Genomic DNA, 15,012 nt, shown 5'->3' on the forward strand with positions numbered 1-15,012 from the left:
GACGCGCTCCGCGCGTTCGCCCGCGCGGTCGAGGGCGCCGCCGAGGAGCTCGCGCAGCTGGAGGTGCGGAACTCCGGGCATCCGATCGGCTCTGCGCGCTGGGAGGCCGCGCACGTCGCCCAGGTGCTCAACTACTACTCCGCCGACCCGGAGCGCCTGTCCGGGCGGCAGATCCCGGTGGCCGGCGGGCTCGACGTGACCTTCCACGACCCGTACGGCGTGGTCGGGATCATCGTGCCGTGGAACTTCCCCATGACCATCGCCTCGTGGGCGTTCGCGCCGGCGCTCGCCGCAGGCAACGCCGTGGTGCTCAAGCCCGCCGAGCTGACCCCGCTGACGGCGATCCGACTCGGCGAGCTCGCGCGCGAAGCCGGACTCCCCGAGGGACTGTTTGAGGTCGTCACGGGCTCCGGTTCGGTCGTCGGTCAGCGTCTGGTCGAGCATCCGGACGTGCGCAAGGTCGTCTTCACCGGCTCGACCGAGGTCGGCATCGAGGTCGCGGCCGGGTGCGCCCGCGCGCTCAAGCCGGTCACCCTCGAACTCGGCGGCAAGAGCGCGAACATCGTCTTCGCCGACGCCGACCTCGAGCGGGCGGCGGCGGCCGTCCCCGGCTCGGTGTTCGACAACGCCGGTCAGGACTGCTGCGCGCGCAGCCGCCTGCTGGTGCAGCGTTCGGTGTACGACCGCTTCCTCGAACTGCTCGAACCGGCGGTGTCGGCCTGGCGGGTGGGCGATCCGGCGCGCGACGACACCGACATGGGGCCGCTGATCTCGGCCGGGCACCGCGACACCGTCGCCTCGTTCCTCGACGGCGCCGACATCGCCTTCCGCGGCACCGCACCCGAGGGGGACGGATTCTGGTTCGCTCCCGCCGTCGTGCTCGCCGACCCGGCCGATCGCATCGCGCAGCAGGAGGTGTTCGGACCGGTCGTCGCCGTGATGCCGTTCGACGACGAGGCCGATGCGATCCGCCTCGCCAACGACACGGTCTACGGTCTCGCCGGTTCCGTGTGGACCGAGAACCTGGGACGCGGGGTGCGCGTGGCCCGAGGCGTGCGCAGCGGAGTGCTGTCGGTGAACTCGCACTCCTCGGTGCGCTACGCGACGCCGTTCGGCGGCATGAAGGCCTCGGGCCTCGGGCGCGAACTCGGCCCGGACGCCGCCGAGCACTTCACCGAGACCAAGAATGTCTTCTTCGCGACCGATGACCTCTGAGCACGTCGCACCCCATCCCATCCGGAACGGAGAACCCCTATGAGCATCGATCTGACCCAGCGACTGAAGGACCGCGTCGCCATCATCACCGGCGGCGCGAGCGGCATCGGGTTCGCCACGGCCAAGCGCTTCGCGGCCGAGGGAGCGTTCGTCGTGATCGCCGACGTCGACCCCACGACAGGAGAGGCGGCGGCGGAGGAGGTGGGCGGCGCGTTCCGTCCGGTGGACGTGGCCGACCAGGCGAAGGTCGATGCGCTCTTCGACGGCGTCGCCGAGGAGTTCGGTCGCATCGACATCGCCTTCAACAACGCGGGCATCTCACCGGCCGACGACGACTCGATCGAGACCACCGAACTGCCGGCCTGGGACCGGGTGCAGGACGTGAACCTCAAGAGCGTGTACCTGTGCAGCCGCGCAGCACTGCGTCACATGGTGCCGGCGGGACGCGGCTCCATCATCAACACCGCGTCGTTCGTCGCGCTGCTGGGCTCGGCGACCTCGCAGATCAGCTACACGGCGTCGAAGGGCGGCGTGCTGGCGATGTCGCGCGAGCTGGGCGTGCAGTTCGCGCGTCAGGGAGTGCGGGTGAACGCCTTGTGCCCGGGACCGGTGAACACCCCGCTGCTGCAGGAGCTCTTCGCCAAGGATCCGGAGCGCGCGCAGCGACGCCTCGTGCACGTGCCGATGGGGCGCTTCGCGGAACCGGAGGAACTGGCGGCCGCCGTGGCCTTCCTCGCCTCCGACGACTCGTCCTTCATCACGGCGAGTGCCTTCGTCGTCGACGGCGGAATCACCAACGCCTACGTCACCCCGCTGTGAACGATCACGACGGCGACCTCATCGAGGTGCGGAAGGCGGTCTACCGGCCGCTGCGGCGCGGGAACGCCCTCGAGGACGCCGTCGCCCGTCTCGTGCAGACCATCCGCCTCGGGGTGGTCGCCCCGGGGGAGTCGCTCCCCCCGGAGCGCGAGCTCGCGGCGTCGTTCGGCGTGAGCCGCGACACCGTGCGCGAGGCCATCCGCGAGCTGGCCGACACCGGCTACCTGCTTCCTCGACGAGGTCGGTACGGGGGCACGTTCGTGGCGGATCCGCTGCCACATCCGTCGGTTCCCGGCGCCGTGACGGCGGAGAAGATCGACGATGTGCTGGGCCTCCGCCGCGTGCTGGAGTCCGGTTCCGCCCGCGCGGCGGCGAGCCGATCCCTGGATGCCGCGACCCGCGCCGACCTGTGGGCGCGGCACGAGGCCGCGCTTCCCGCGGGGCCCGACGAATACCGGCGTCTCGACACGCTGCTGCACCTGGCCATCGCCGAGGCCGCCGGCATCCCCTCGCTCGTCGCCCTCGTGGCCGAGAATCGCGCCGACGTCAACGCGTGGCTCGACACGTTCCCGCTGATGCCGCGGAACATCCAGCATTCGGGGGAGCAGCACGAGAGCATCGTCGCGGCGATCCTCGCCGGGCGCCCGGATGCGGCCGAAGCGGCGATGCGGGATCACCTCGCCGGTTCCGAGGCGCTGCTGCGCGGCTTCCTGATGTGACCCCGTCCTGGGGATCGCCCCGCGGGGTCAGGGGTCGTATCCCCAGCGGATGCCGAGGGCGCCGGGTCCGAAATCGCGACGCGTCTGATGCACCGAGGCCTGCGGTCGCAGCGGGCGGTACACCATCTCGTCCATGTCCTCCGTGCGCTCGAGCTCGTCGAGCCAGTCGGGGATCGCGTCCTCGTGGAAACGGGTCCACAGCACGAGGTCGCGGATCGGACGCACGACGAATGCCCCGGTCTCGGGCTGCGACGTGTCATCGCCATGCCCCTCCATCGTGACCTCGATCATCGTCGTCACACCGAGCGAGAGCGGCTGATCCAGCTGGAGGACGTACGCGTACACGCGCTCGCTCGCGTGCATGTGATCGCGCACCATCCGTGCACCGTGCACCGTCATCTCGGGGCGGATGAGGGGATCCTCCGCCGACAGCAGCGTGTAGGTCACGAACTCGACGGTGCTGGGCGACACGGACTGGAGGAGCGTCCGGGCCGTGCGGCGGCGGAGGTAGCCGTCGGCGTCGACGTCTCCCACGACATGCGTCGAGATCTCCCGCGTGATGTCGAGGGGTGGCGCCTCGAGGATGTGGAGGGTCTCGTTCAGCGCCTCCGTGATCTGCTCTTCGGTGAACGGGATGTGCGGGTCGTGGAGCGCACCCAGCCGCACCCTTTCCGTCACCTGAGCGAGCAGTGCACCGGTCGGCAGGTCGAGCAGCCGCTCGATATCCTCGACGGCTGCCAGCGAGGCCGCCCCCTCCGGTGCGCGCAGCCCGGACCGCCAGTAGCTCAGCGTCGCCATCGAGACGGGGTTCCCGCGATCGACCAGTCGGCGACGCAGCCACGACAGGGATACCCCGCTCGCGCGCAGCGCGGCCGCGAAGACCTGGCTGAAGGACCCGCCGTCGTCGCGCTCCGGCGTCGTCATGTCACCCTCCTCACCCGGAACCACGACCGTCAGAGATCGAAGCCCCAGTGGATCCCGAGGATACCGGGGCCGAAGTCCCGCCGCGAGAGATGGATCGAATCGAGCGGGTTCAGGGATGTCGACACGAGGCCGTCGGTCGCGGGGGACCGCTCGAACTCCTGGATCCAGTCGGGGACGGCATCCGGATGGAATCGGGTCCACAGCACCAGGTTGCGGATCGGCCGCATCACGAACGCCGCGGTCTCGTCTTCGACGAGGGGCGCGCCGGCTCTCGGCGGAGGGACCTCCATGCTGATCTCCAACATCGTCGTGGCGCCCATCGGCAGCGGTCGGTCCAGGCGCAGGACGCACGCGTAGACGTGCTCGCTCTCGTGGAGATGCCCCCGCAGCAGAGTCGCGCCGCGGAGCGTGCACCGGGGGCGACGCATGCTGTTATCGGCCGACATCATCGCGTAGGTGATCTCCTGCACGACCGGTGCGACGGCCTGGATGAGCACCTGCGCGGTGCGGCTGCTCAGCATCCCGTTCTCGTCGACCGTCGACACGATGTGTGCGCTGAGTGATCGGGTGCGCTCGATCGGCGGCGCGTCGAGGAGGCGCAGGGTCTCTTCCGCGGCCTGGGCGACCTGCGTCTCGGTGAACGGGTTCTGTGCGGGCGCGAGCGCGCCGAGTCGCGTGCGCGTGCCCACGAGATCGAGGAGCGCGCCCGGGTCGAGGCCGAGCAGCTGCTCGATGTCCTCCAGCGCGGTCAGCGACCGGAGCCCTTCCGGATGCCGCTCGCCCGACCGCCAGTAGCTGAGCGTCGCAACGGAGATGGGGTTCGCCCGATCGCGGAGCCGGCGATGCAGCCAGGAGAGCGAGACCCGACGTGCCGTGACGGCGGCCGAGAAGGCGTGCGCGAATGCCGCCGGCCGTGCGTCCCCCGTGTCGAGCATGATGTCTCCCGGGCGACACCATAACGCCGGAAACGGGGGTCCCGATGGCGCGAACCGATATGCTGGGTCGCCCTTCGGCGGCGGTCAGAGCACGGACTGCGCGCGGGTCAGGACGTCGCGCAGGATCTGTTCGATCTCGCGGAATTCGGCGGGCCCAACGGTGAGCGGGGGAGCGAGCTGGATGACGGGGTCGCCGCGGTCATCGGCGCGGCAGTAGAGCCCGGCGGCGAAGAGCGCGGGAGACAGGAACCCGCGCAGCAGCCGTTCGGACTCGGCGTCGTCGAAGGTCTCCTTGGTGCTCTTGTCCTTGACGAGCTCGATGCCGAAGAAGTACCCGTCGCCGCGGACATCCCCGACCAGGGGGAGATCGAGCAGCTTCTCGAGCTCGGCGCGGAACAGCGGAGAGTTCTCTCGCACCCTCCCATTGAGGCCCTCCTCGTCGAAGATCGCGAGGTTCTCCAGAGCCACGGCCGCCGACACGGGGTGTCCGCCGAACGTGTATCCGTGCGGGAAGGAGAGGTCGCCGTGGGAGAAGGGCTCGTAGATGCGGTCGCTGATGATCGTGGCACCGATCGGCGAGTAGCCGCTCGTCATCCCCTTCGCGCACGTGATCATGTCGGGCACGTAGCCGAGTCCCGTGCAGGCGAAGGTGTGGCCGAGTCGGCCGAAGGCGCAGATGACCTCGTCCGAGACGAGCAGCACGTCATGGCGGTCGCAGATCTCCCGCACGCGGGCGAAGTAACCGGGAGGGGGCGGGAAGCATCCGCCCGAGTTCTGCACCGGCTCCAGGAACACGGCCGCGACGGTGTCGGCCCCTTCGAAGAGGATCATCTCCTCGATGCGATCGGCCGCCCAGCGTCCGAACGCCTCGAGGTCGTCGGAGGGCGCGCCCATCTCGGCGGCACGGTAGAAGTTCGTGTTCGGCACGCGGAACCCGCCGGGTGCGACCGGCTCGAACATCGCCTTCATCGCCGGGATGCCGGTGATCGCGAGGGCTCCGTGCGGGGTGCCGTGATACGCCACCGCCCGCGAGATGACCTTGTGCTTGGTGGGCTTGCCCTGGAGCTTCCAGTAGTGCTTCGCGAGCTTCAGCGCCGTCTCGACGGCCTCGCCGCCGCCGGTGGAGAAGAAGACCCGGTTGAGATCGCCCGGCGCCTCGTCGGCGAGCTTGTCGGCCAACTCGATCGCCGCCGGATGGGCGTACGACCACAGCGGGAAGAAGGCGAGCTCGGAGGCCTGAGCGGCTGCGGCCTCGGCGAGCCGGCGTCTGCCGTGCCCGGCGTTCACGACGAAGAGCCCGGACAAACCGTCGAAGTACTCTTTGCCGGACGAGTCCCAGATACGGTGGCCGTCGCCCTTGACGATGATCGGCACGCCGGAATCGGCCATCGTGGACTGCCGCGTGAAGTGCATCCAGAGATGGTCCTTCGCCATTCTCTGCAGTTCCGTCTCCGACGGGATCGTGCGCGGCGTGCTCATCTGGTCCCCCAGTTGTAGAGCTGCTTCTGCAGCTTGGCGTAGATGAACGTCTCGGTGGAGACCACGCCCGGGATGGGGCGGATGACGTCGTTGATGAGCGCGAGCAGCTGATCGTCGTCCTCGCAGACGACCTCGGCGAGCACGTCGAACGCGCCGACCGTGATCACCACGTAGTCGATGGCCTCGACCTTCGCGATCGCCTCGGCGACGATCCGCGTGTCGCCGGACACGCGGATCCCGATCATGGCCTGACGGTGGAAGCCGAGCTGCAGGGGATCGGTCACCGCGACGATCTGCATCACGCCGGATTCGGTGAGCCTCTGCACGCGCTGACGCACGGCGGCCTCGCTCAGGCCGACGACCCGCCCGATGTCGGAGTACGAGCGGCGGCCGTCCTCCTGGAGCAACTCGATGATCGTCCTGGAGACCGCATCGAGCGAAGAGCCTTTCTTCACCGAACTCATGGTGCGATCTTCGCACTCAGGGGCTCGGTCGGCAACCGATTCCGCCGTCGATATCGAACGCGGCGCACGATATACGCAGGATCTGCGATCAGTCCGCGACCGGCCCCAACCAGAAGCTCGCGGCGGTCGCGTGGGCGGATTCGGGGTCGGACGGGTGGAAGGCGCCGGCCAGGACGTCGCGGTACAGGCGCGACAGCTCGTTGGCGGAGAAGTAGGAGCCGCCGCCTCCGACGAGCATGGCCTCGTCGACCACCTGCTTGGCCATCGTGATCGCCCGGTGCTTCACCCCCGAGAGAAGCGAGAACCAGCGGGCGCCGTTGTCGGCGCGGTCGTCGACGTCGCGGGCGAGCGCCGCGATCTGCGGCGGCAGGGCGTCGTAGGCGAGCGCCATGTCGGCGATCCGCCAGCGGATGTCGGGGTCCTGGCTGTACGCCGCACCGGTCTTCTTGGACCGGCGCTTCCCGGCGGAGAGCACGGCCAGCTCGAGGGCGCGCCGCGCGATGCCCGTGTACACCGATGCCAGCAGGATCTCGAACACCGAGAAGATGCCGAAGACGATCGGATCCGGGTTGGGGCCGGGATCGATGCGGCGCACCACGTGCGACGCATCCGCCGCCGCGCCGTTCAGTCTGGTCGTCCGGCTCTGCGTCGCGCGCATGCCGAGCGTGTCCCAGTCGTCGCCCGTCGTGACGGCATCCGTCCGTTCCACGAAGGCGAACACGAGCTTCGGAGCATCCGCGCTGGTCGTGTCGAGGCCGTGCAGACCGAGCCGCGTCCAGACCGGCGCGAGCGAGGTGAAGATCTTGGTGCCGGTGAAGGCATAGCCGCCGTCCGCATCGGGCACGGCCTCGGTGTCGCTGCCGAAGAGCACCAGGTCGTTGCCGCCCTCGCTGATGCCGAACGCGAAGACCTCGCCGGCGACGGCGCCGTCCTGCACGAACTCCAGCCCCGGAACACCGCGGTCGGAGAAGACCTTGGCGACGCCGGTCCAGACCAGGTGCATGTTGATCGCGAGTGCGGTCGCCGGCGCGGCGCCGGCGAGACGCTGCTGCAGGACCGCGGCCTCGGCGAGCGACAGCCCGGCGCCCCCGCGTTCGGTCGGCACGAGGATCGACAGATATCCCGCGGCGCGGAGCTCGTCGAGGTCCTGGTGCGGGAAGGTGTTGTCGCGATCGTGGATCGGCGCCCGCTCGCGGATCCGCTCCAGCAGATCATCGGGGAGGTACGCGGTCGGGTCGAATCCGGTCACTTCAGGGCCTCCAGCAGCTGGCGGATGGATTCCTCGGGCTTGTCGCGATGCAGCGAATGGCCCGCGCCCGCGACGACCGACATCGTGATCCGCGGGTTTGCGGCCAGCACCTCCGCGGCGAGCTCCCCGGTGAAGATGCTGTAGACCTCGGGGTCGGCGGCGACCACGTGCGTCGGCACGGCCAGACGTGCGGCGTCCGCGCGCACGTCCCACGGCTGGTTCTGCACGCTGGTCTGCTCGACGGCCCACGCACTCGCCCGCAGCACGGCGTCGACCTTCAGCTCGTGGTCCTGCGGGTGCCAGTGCGGATGCTCCTCCTGCACGACCTCGATCCTGGTGTCGGCGAACGCGCGCTCCTGGCTCCTGCGGACGATCGAGGCGTCGCGCCCGCTCACGTGGATCGCCGGATCGATCAGCACGAGCCGGCGGGTCCACTCCGGGTCGGATGCCGCGGCGACCGTGCTGGCGGCGCCGCCCAGCGAGTGGCCGACGACCGCATCCCACGCGCCGCCGCCGTCGGGTCGCGTCACGACGAGGTCGGATCCGAACGCCGCGACCGTGTAGTCGAGAGAACGCGGGGCGTCGCCGTGACCGCGCAGATCGACCGCGGTGGCCTGCCACCCGGCCTCGGCGAGGGCGTCGCCGAGCCGCCACATGAGGGCGCCGGACGAGCCGAGACCGTGCACGAGGAGTGCGCGGCGCGAGGCCGACGGATCGCCCCAGGCGATGCGGGGAAGGGTGAGCGGCGCAGGCATGTCTCCAGCCTAGAACCGTCGGCGACGGGCAGCGTCGGTCAGTCGATCGGAGGCATGTCCGCATGGGTGACGAGCACGCGGGCTGCCGCGGCGTGTCCGGCCGCGAGGCGCTCATCGATCGCGCGCTCCTCGAGGGTCGCGGCGAGGAATCCGGAGGCGAAGGCGTCGCCCGCGCCGACGGGCTCGACGACCTCGACGTGCGGTGCGGGCACGAAGACCGCATCGGCGCCGTGCACGAACGCGGTCGCCCCGACATCGCCGTCCTTCACCACGAGGAGTGCGCAGTTCGGCAGGAAGGCGCGGATCTCGTCCGGCGTCGCGGTGCCCCAGATGCGCTCGGCCTCGTCGCGGCCGACGAAGGTGATGTCCGCGGCGTCGGCGAGGCGGGCGAGGGTCGTGGCGGCGAGGTCGCGAGACCAGAGCGGACGCCGGTCGTTCACGTCGAACGACACCGCGGCTCCCGCCATGCGCGCGTCGGCGAACAGCTGGTCGACCATGTCGAGGCAGGTCGGCGAGAGGGCCGGGGTGATGCCGGTGGTGTGCACGATGCGGACGCCCGCGAGGTGCTCCGCCGAGAGGAAGCCCGGAGCCATCGCCGACGCGGCCGAGCTGCGCCGGTAGTAGTAGACGTCGGAGGATTCGATGCCGGGGTCCTTGAACATCACGCCGGTCGGAGCATCCGCGTCGCGTTCGACCCAGAGGTGCACGCGTCGGCGTTCGAGCTCCGCACGGAGACGGTCGCCGAGCGGATCATTGCCGAGACGCGATGCCCACGCGGCGCGGTGACCGGCGGCCACCAGCCCCGCCGCGACATTGGCCTCTGCGCCGGCATGGCTCAGCACAGCAGTCTCCGCATCGGCGAGACGGGAGTCGATCGGGGTGACCAGCACCATCGACTCGCCGACGCAGACGACCTCGGGAGCGGGGGAGTTCTGCGGGCGAGGGGAGCTCATGAAGGGGTGACCGCCACGGGTTGGGTATCGGGAGAGGGACTCGCGTCGCGGTGACGCAGATCAGGGAACGAGCGCACGAACACCACGGCGACGATCAGGCCGACGGCCGCGAACAGCGTCGCAGCGAAGTAGGCGCCACGCCAGTCGCCGAGATCCACCAGGAAGCCCGCGACGGCGGAACCGGCGGCGGCGCCGATGAGCTGGCCGGTGCCGGCCCAGCCGAACGCCTCGGCGGTCTCGGAGAACTTCACGCTCGCGGAGGTGATCGCGAAGAGCACGGCGAGGGCCGGAGCGATGCCGATCCCCGCCAGCACGAGGGTGCCGCCGAGCCAGAACACATTCAGCATGACCATCGTGAGGGCGAGTCCCACCGTGACGATCAGGAGCCGGCGCGCCATCGCCCAGGGCCCGATCGGGATGTGGCCGAACGCGAGCCCGCCCGCCAGGCTGCCGAGCGCGAAGACGGCGAGAACCACTCCGGCGGTCAGGCTGCCGTGCTCGAAGCTCGCGACGACGCCGACCTCGACCGCGGCGCAGGCGCCGATCAGGAGGAAGCCGATCACGGTCGCGAGCAGCACCGGCGGCTTGAGCACGACCTTGCCGAGGGCGTTGCGGCTGCGCGGGATGCGCACGCGCCCGACCTCGGGGGAGAGGATGAACCACACGCCGCCCCCGACGAGGATGATCGCCACCAGGACGAGTCCCTCCACCGTGCCGATCTGCGTCGAGACCAGGGTGATGAGCACGGGCGCGAGGATCCAGATGATCTCCTGCAGCGATGCGTCGAGGGAGAACAGCGGCGTGAGCTGCGAGGAGTTCACGAGCTTCGGATAGATGGTGCGCACCGCGGCCTGGATCGGGGGCGTGGAGAGGCCGGCGATCATTCCGAGGACCATGTAGCCCGGCACGTTCAGCGGCAGGAACGCCAGTCCGAGCACGGCGACCACGCAGACGCCGAGCGTCAGAGTGATGACCCGGCGCATCCCCCACACGCCCATCCAGCGGCTCGTGATGGGGCCTGCGATCGCCTGGCCCACGCTGGTGGCGGCGAGGACGAGGCCCGCGGCGCCGTAGGAGCCGGTCTGCTGCTCGACGTGCAGCAGGATCGCCAGCGAGGACATGCCGTTGGGGAAGCGCGCGGTCAGCTGTGCGGCGATCATGCGCGCCACTCCCGGCGTGCGAAGTAGATCCTGATATCCCGCCACCTGACCACGGTAGCGGGCCCGGACCGTGGACGTCGAAGCGGCGGCGGACGCGACACGCCGACGACACGCCGAAGGGCGAATTCCACAGGCGATCGGATGTCGGATGCCCCCCATATCGTCCCACCTGTGGATAGATCGCTCACAGGTGTCTCCCAGCCGCGGATTCTCGGGCTTCGAGGTCGCCTCGAGCGGGCGGCGACCTGTGGAAGAAACGGTGGAGAACCTGTGTTGTAACAGGGGAGAGCGGTGGAAAACTACACGGATGTAACTACTACCCCTTGTGGTCGCCCCTAATGTCGGCACCCATATGTAGTATTGAACTCCCGGCGGGGGGCCTGCCCGGGAAAACAGGATTTGAAGGGATGACAATGTCGATCACGGTCTACACCAAGCCGTCTTGCGTTCAGTGCAATGCGACCTACCGTGCGCTGGATGCCAAGGGCATCGAGTACGAGATCCACGACCTTTCGGAGGACCCGACGGCGCTCGAGCAGGTCAAGGCGCTCGGCTACATGCAGGCGCCGGTCGTCGTCACCGACGAGGACCACTGGTCGGGCTTCCGTCCCGACAAGATCGCCGAGCTCGCGACCCGCCTGGCCTGACCGACCGCTCCTGAGGAGGCAACCATGAGCGCCGCCGTCGCAACCACTGCGCCGCTCCTGGTCTACTTCTCCAGCGCGTCGGGCAATACGGCGCGCTTCGTAGAGAAGCTCGGGCTCCCCGCTCGACGCATCCCGCTCCACCGGCAGGAAGAAGATCTCGTCATCGACGAGCCCTTCGTGCTGGTCACCCCCACCTACGGCGGGGGCGAGGGGCGCGGCGTCGAACGCGGGGCCGTGCCCAAGCAGGTGATCCGGTTCCTCAACGACGAGGGCAACCGGCGTCACATCCGTGGAGTGATCTCCGCAGGAAACACGAATTTCGGCGACTCCTTCTGTCTCGCCGGTGACATCATCAGCCGCAAGTGTCAGGTGCCCCACTTGTATCGGCTCGAAATCTTCGGCACACAAGACGATGTGGATCGCGTGAGCGACGGATTGGAGCGACGGTGGGTAGCGCAGTTGAAGAGCAGGCCATGACCGAGCAGGTGGCGTTCAAGATCAACCCCGGGTACGAGGGGCTCGACTATCACGCCCTGAACGCGATGCTGAACCTGTACGACGCGAACGGCAAGATCCAGTTCGACGCCGACAAGCGCGCCGCGCGGGAGTACTTCCTGCAGCACGTGAACCAGAACACGGTGTTCTTCCACTCGCTCAAGGAGCGCCTGGACTACCTCGTCGAGAAGGAGTACTACGAGGGCGCCGTCATCGACAAGTACTCGATGGAGTTCATCCAGAAGCTCAACGACCTCGCCTACGGCAAGAAGTTCCGCTTCGAGACCTTCCTCGGTGCGTTCAAGTACTACACGAGCTACACGCTGAAGACCTTCGACGGCAAGCGCTACCTCGAGCGCTTCGAGGACCGCGTCGTGATGACCGCGCTCGGTCTCGCCGACGGCGACGAGAAGCTCGCGGTCGCCCTGGTCGAGGAGATCATCTCCGGTCGCTTCCAGCCCGCGACGCCGACCTTCCTCAACGCCGGCAAGGCGCAGCGCGGCGAGCTCGTCAGCTGCTTCCTGCTGCGCATCGAAGACAACATGGAGTCGATCGCCCGTGGCATCAACTCCGCGCTGCAGCTCTCCAAGCGCGGCGGCGGCGTGGCGCTGCTGCTGTCGAACATCCGCGAGGCGGGTGCACCGATCAAGCAGATCGAGAACCAGTCGTCGGGCATCATCCCCGTGATGAAGCTGCTCGAAGACAGCTTCAGCTACGCGAACCAGCTGGGCGCCCGTCAGGGCGCGGGCGCGGTGTACCTGAACGCGCACCACCCCGACATCATGCGCTTCCTCGACACGAAGCGCGAGAACGCTGACGAGAAGATCCGCATCAAGACGCTGTCGCTCGGCGTCGTCGTGCCGGACATCACGTTCGAGCTCGCCAAGAACGACGAGGACATGTACCTGTTCTCGCCGTACGACGTCGAAAAGGTCTACGGCGTGCCGTTCGGCGACATCTCGGTCACCGAGAAGTACCGCGAGATGGTCGACGACCCGCGCATCAAGAAGACGAAGATCAACGCGCGCGAGTTCTTCCAGACCGTCGCCGAGATCCAGTTCGAGTCGGGCTACCCGTACGTCATGTTCGAAGACACGGTGAACAAGGCCAACCCGATCAAGGGCCGCATCAACATGTCGAACCTCTGCAGCGAGATCCTGCAGGTGAACACGCCGACGACGTACAACGACGACCTGTCGTACGACAACATCGGCAAGGACATCTCGTGCAACCTCGGCTCGATGAACATCGCGCTGTCGATGGATGCCGATGACCTCGGCCAGACGGTCGAGACGGCCATCCGCGCCCTCACCGCGGTCAGCGACCAGAGCCACATCGGCTCGGTGCGCTCGATCGAGGACGGCAACGACCGCTCGCACGCCATCGGCCTCGGTCAGATGAACCTGCACGGCTACCTCGCTCGCGAGCACGTCTACTACGGCTCCGCAGAGGGCATCGACTTCACGAACATCTACTTCTACACGGTGCTGTTCCACGCGCTGCGCGCATCGAACAACCTCGCGATCGAGCGGGGCACGACGTTCGACGGCTTCGAGGACTCGACCTACGCGAGCGGTGCGTTCTTCGACAAGTACATCGAGCGCGCCTGGGTGCCCGAGACCGACAAGGTCAAGGAGCTCTTCGCCGGCAAGCACATCCCGACGCAGGAGGACTGGACCGCGCTGAAGGCGTCGATCCAGGAGCACGGCATCTACAACCAGAACCTGCAGGCGGTGCCGCCGACCGGCTCGATCTCGTACATCAACAACTCGACGTCGTCGATCCACCCGATCGCGTCGAAGATCGAGATCCGCAAGGAAGGCAAGCTCGGCCGCGTCTACTACCCGGCCGCGTTCATGACGAACGACAACCTGGAGTACTACCAGGACGCGTACGAGATCGGCTACGAGAAGGTCATCGACACCTACGCGGCTGCCACGCAGCACGTCGACCAGGGCCTGTCGCTGACGCTGTTCTTCAAGGACACCGCCACCACGCGCGACATCAACAAGGCGCAGATCTACGCATGGCGCAAGGGCATCAAGACGATCTACTACATCCGTCTGCGTCAGCTGGCGCTCGAGGGCACCGACATGGCCGAGTGCGTCTCGTGCATGCTCTGACCGGCTCTGCGTTTCGTCTCGCTTCGCTCGCTCAACGACCGACTCTAGGAAAATCATGACTCCCTCTCCGCTCAAGCTGGTCGACCACGTCCAGGCGATCAACTGGAACCGCATCCAGGACGATAAGGACGTCGAGGTGTGGAACCGCCTCGTCAACAACTTCTGGTTGCCCGAGAAGATCCCGCTGTCGAACGACATCCAGTCGTGGAACACCCTGACCGCTGACGAGCAGCTGCTCACGATGCGCGTGTTCACCGGGCTCACCCTGCTCGACACGGTTCAGGCCACGGTCGGCGCCGTCTCGCTGATCCCCGACGCGATCACCCCGCACGAGGAGGCCGTCTACACGAACATCGCGTTCATGGAGTCGGTGCACGCCAAGAGCTATTCCTCGATCTTCTCGACGCTCGCGTCGACCAAGGAGATCGATGAGGCGTTCCGCTGGTCGGTCGAGAACCCGAACCTGCAGAAGAAGGCGCAGATCGTCACCGAGTACTACCGCGGCGACGATCCCCTCAAGCGCAAGATCGCCTCGACCCTGCTGGAGAGCTTCCTCTTCTATTCGGGGTTCTACCTGCCGATGCACTGGTCGAGCCGGGCGAAGCTCACCAACACTGCCGACCTCATCCGCCTCATCATCCGGGACGAGGCCGTGCACGGGTACTACATCGGCTACAAGTTCCAGAAGGGCCTCGAGACCGTCGATCAGGCCAAGCGCGACGAGCTGAAGGACTACACCTTCTCGCTGCTGTACGAGCTGTACGACAACGAGGTGCAGTACACCCAGGACCTCTACGACGGCGTCGGTCTCACCGAAGACGTCAAGAAGTTCCTGCACTACAACGCCAACAAGGCGCTGATGAACCTCGGCTACGAGGCGATGTTCCCGTCGAGCGTGACCAACGTGAACCCGGCGATCCTGTCGGCGCTCTCACCCAACGCCGACGAGAACCACGACTTCTTCTCAGGGTCTGGTTCCTCTGGCGGTTCCATCAGTTCCGCATCACCGGCGATCACGGCCACCCAGAGCGGCAGGAGGAGTTCATCGGCTACCTCCGCGGGCGCGACTTCGACC

At 68.1% G+C, this 15,012-nt stretch carries 15 protein-coding genes; 7 read left to right on the plus strand and 8 right to left on the minus strand.

The window, feature by feature from the left end; translation table 11 throughout:
• From DW306_RS17690 to DW306_RS17700, 3 genes are all read left to right on the plus strand, one after another.
• Positions 1-1,215: aldehyde dehydrogenase family protein (locus DW306_RS17690; RefSeq protein WP_136056904.1), on the plus strand; the 1,215-nt coding region annotated here is incomplete at its 5' end.
• A 39-nt stretch (positions 1,216-1,254) separates the two neighbouring features.
• Positions 1,255-2,034, plus strand: a complete 780-nt coding sequence (locus DW306_RS17695) for a 3-oxoacyl-ACP reductase (RefSeq protein WP_136056905.1) — start codon at positions 1,255-1,257, stop codon at positions 2,032-2,034.
• Positions 2,031-2,753: a GntR family transcriptional regulator gene (locus DW306_RS17700; protein ID WP_136056906.1), complete on the plus strand. Its 723-nt coding sequence runs from the start codon at positions 2,031-2,033 to the stop codon at positions 2,751-2,753. Before DW306_RS17695 ends, DW306_RS17700 begins: the two co-directional genes overlap by 4 nt.
• A gap of 27 nt (positions 2,754-2,780) precedes the next feature.
• Here the strand turns inward: DW306_RS17700 and DW306_RS17705 are convergent, their stop codons facing one another.
• From DW306_RS17705 to DW306_RS17740, 8 genes are all read right to left on the minus strand, one after another.
• Entirely contained in the window at positions 2,781-3,677 is an 897-nt protein-coding gene (locus DW306_RS17705; protein ID WP_136056907.1) for a hypothetical protein, read from the minus strand.
• Between the two features lie 29 nt (positions 3,678-3,706).
• Positions 3,707-4,612, minus strand: a complete 906-nt coding sequence (locus tag DW306_RS17710) for a hypothetical protein (RefSeq protein ID WP_136056908.1) — start codon at positions 4,610-4,612, stop codon at positions 3,707-3,709.
• Between the two features lie 84 nt (positions 4,613-4,696).
• Complete coding sequence (locus tag DW306_RS17715; protein ID WP_136056909.1) at positions 4,697-6,091, minus strand: aspartate aminotransferase family protein; 1,395 nt, start codon at positions 6,089-6,091, stop codon at positions 4,697-4,699.
• Positions 6,088-6,555 (minus strand): Lrp/AsnC family transcriptional regulator, encoded by a 468-nt coding sequence (locus tag DW306_RS17720; protein WP_136056910.1) that lies wholly within the window; start codon positions 6,553-6,555, stop codon positions 6,088-6,090. The genes DW306_RS17715 and DW306_RS17720 overlap by 4 nt, the downstream gene beginning before the upstream one ends.
• 88 nt (positions 6,556-6,643) lie before the next feature.
• A complete protein-coding gene (locus DW306_RS17725) occupies positions 6,644-7,804 on the minus strand; it encodes an acyl-CoA dehydrogenase family protein (RefSeq protein WP_136056911.1) in 1,161 nt (386 codons plus the stop codon).
• On the minus strand, positions 7,801-8,559 hold the full coding sequence (locus DW306_RS17730; protein WP_136056912.1) for an alpha/beta hydrolase: 759 nt from the start codon (positions 8,557-8,559) through the stop codon (positions 7,801-7,803). Before DW306_RS17730 ends, DW306_RS17725 begins: the two co-directional genes overlap by 4 nt.
• A 38-nt stretch (positions 8,560-8,597) precedes the next feature.
• The gene (locus DW306_RS17735) at positions 8,598-9,512 is read right to left on the minus strand and encodes a sugar kinase (protein WP_136056913.1); all 915 of its coding nucleotides are present in this window, start codon (positions 9,510-9,512) and stop codon (positions 8,598-8,600) included.
• Positions 9,509-10,717 (minus strand): MFS transporter, encoded by a 1,209-nt coding sequence (locus DW306_RS17740; protein ID WP_168429367.1) that lies wholly within the window; start codon positions 10,715-10,717, stop codon positions 9,509-9,511. Before DW306_RS17740 ends, DW306_RS17735 begins: the two co-directional genes overlap by 4 nt.
• A 368-nt stretch (positions 10,718-11,085) precedes the next feature.
• Between DW306_RS17740 and nrdH the strand changes: the two genes are divergently transcribed.
• The 4 genes from nrdH to nrdF all read left to right on the plus strand — a co-directional run.
• On the plus strand, positions 11,086-11,319 hold the full coding sequence (gene nrdH, locus DW306_RS17745; RefSeq protein WP_046012882.1) for a glutaredoxin-like protein NrdH: 234 nt from the start codon (positions 11,086-11,088) through the stop codon (positions 11,317-11,319).
• Positions 11,320-11,343: 24 nt separating this feature from the next.
• On the plus strand, positions 11,344-11,796 hold the full coding sequence (gene nrdI / locus DW306_RS17750; RefSeq protein ID WP_136056914.1) for a class Ib ribonucleoside-diphosphate reductase assembly flavoprotein NrdI: 453 nt from the start codon (positions 11,344-11,346) through the stop codon (positions 11,794-11,796).
• Entirely contained in the window at positions 11,793-13,937 is a 2,145-nt protein-coding gene (gene nrdE, locus DW306_RS17755; RefSeq protein ID WP_136056915.1) for a class 1b ribonucleoside-diphosphate reductase subunit alpha, read from the plus strand. Before nrdI ends, nrdE begins: the two co-directional genes overlap by 4 nt.
• Before the next feature lie 55 nt (positions 13,938-13,992).
• The coding region (nrdF, locus tag DW306_RS17760) for a class 1b ribonucleoside-diphosphate reductase subunit beta (protein WP_240747259.1) at positions 13,993-15,012 on the plus strand (1,020 nt) is incomplete at its 3' end.

The sequence above is a fragment of the Microbacterium sp. K24 genome (assembly GCF_004794465.1).
In the GTDB taxonomy this organism is placed as follows: domain Bacteria; phylum Actinomycetota; class Actinomycetes; order Actinomycetales; family Microbacteriaceae; genus Microbacterium.

What these genes read in the sequence shown, in the direction of transcription:
- DW306_RS17730 (WP_136056912.1), bottom strand. Translation starts at nt 8,559, where the DNA reads ATGCCTGCGCCGCTCACCCTTCCCCGCATCGCCTGGGGCGATCCGTCG.
- DW306_RS17710 (WP_136056908.1), bottom strand. Translation starts at nt 4,612, where the DNA reads ATGCTCGACACGGGGGACGCACGGCCGGCGGCATTCGCGCACGCCTTC.
- DW306_RS17720 (WP_136056910.1), bottom strand. Translation starts at nt 6,555, where the DNA reads ATGAGTTCGGTGAAGAAAGGCTCTTCGCTCGATGCGGTCTCCAGGACG.
- DW306_RS17695 (WP_136056905.1), top strand. Translation starts at nt 1,255, where the DNA reads ATGAGCATCGATCTGACCCAGCGACTGAAGGACCGCGTCGCCATCATC.
- nrdE (WP_136056915.1), top strand. Translation starts at nt 11,793, where the DNA reads ATGACCGAGCAGGTGGCGTTCAAGATCAACCCCGGGTACGAGGGGCTC.
- nrdH (WP_046012882.1), top strand. Translation starts at nt 11,086, where the DNA reads ATGTCGATCACGGTCTACACCAAGCCGTCTTGCGTTCAGTGCAATGCG.
- DW306_RS17705 (WP_136056907.1), bottom strand. Translation starts at nt 3,677, where the DNA reads ATGACGACGCCGGAGCGCGACGACGGCGGGTCCTTCAGCCAGGTCTTC.
- nrdI (WP_136056914.1), top strand. Translation starts at nt 11,344, where the DNA reads ATGAGCGCCGCCGTCGCAACCACTGCGCCGCTCCTGGTCTACTTCTCC.
- DW306_RS17715 (WP_136056909.1), bottom strand. Translation starts at nt 6,091, where the DNA reads ATGAGCACGCCGCGCACGATCCCGTCGGAGACGGAACTGCAGAGAATG.
- DW306_RS17735 (WP_136056913.1), bottom strand. Translation starts at nt 9,512, where the DNA reads ATGAGCTCCCCTCGCCCGCAGAACTCCCCCGCTCCCGAGGTCGTCTGC.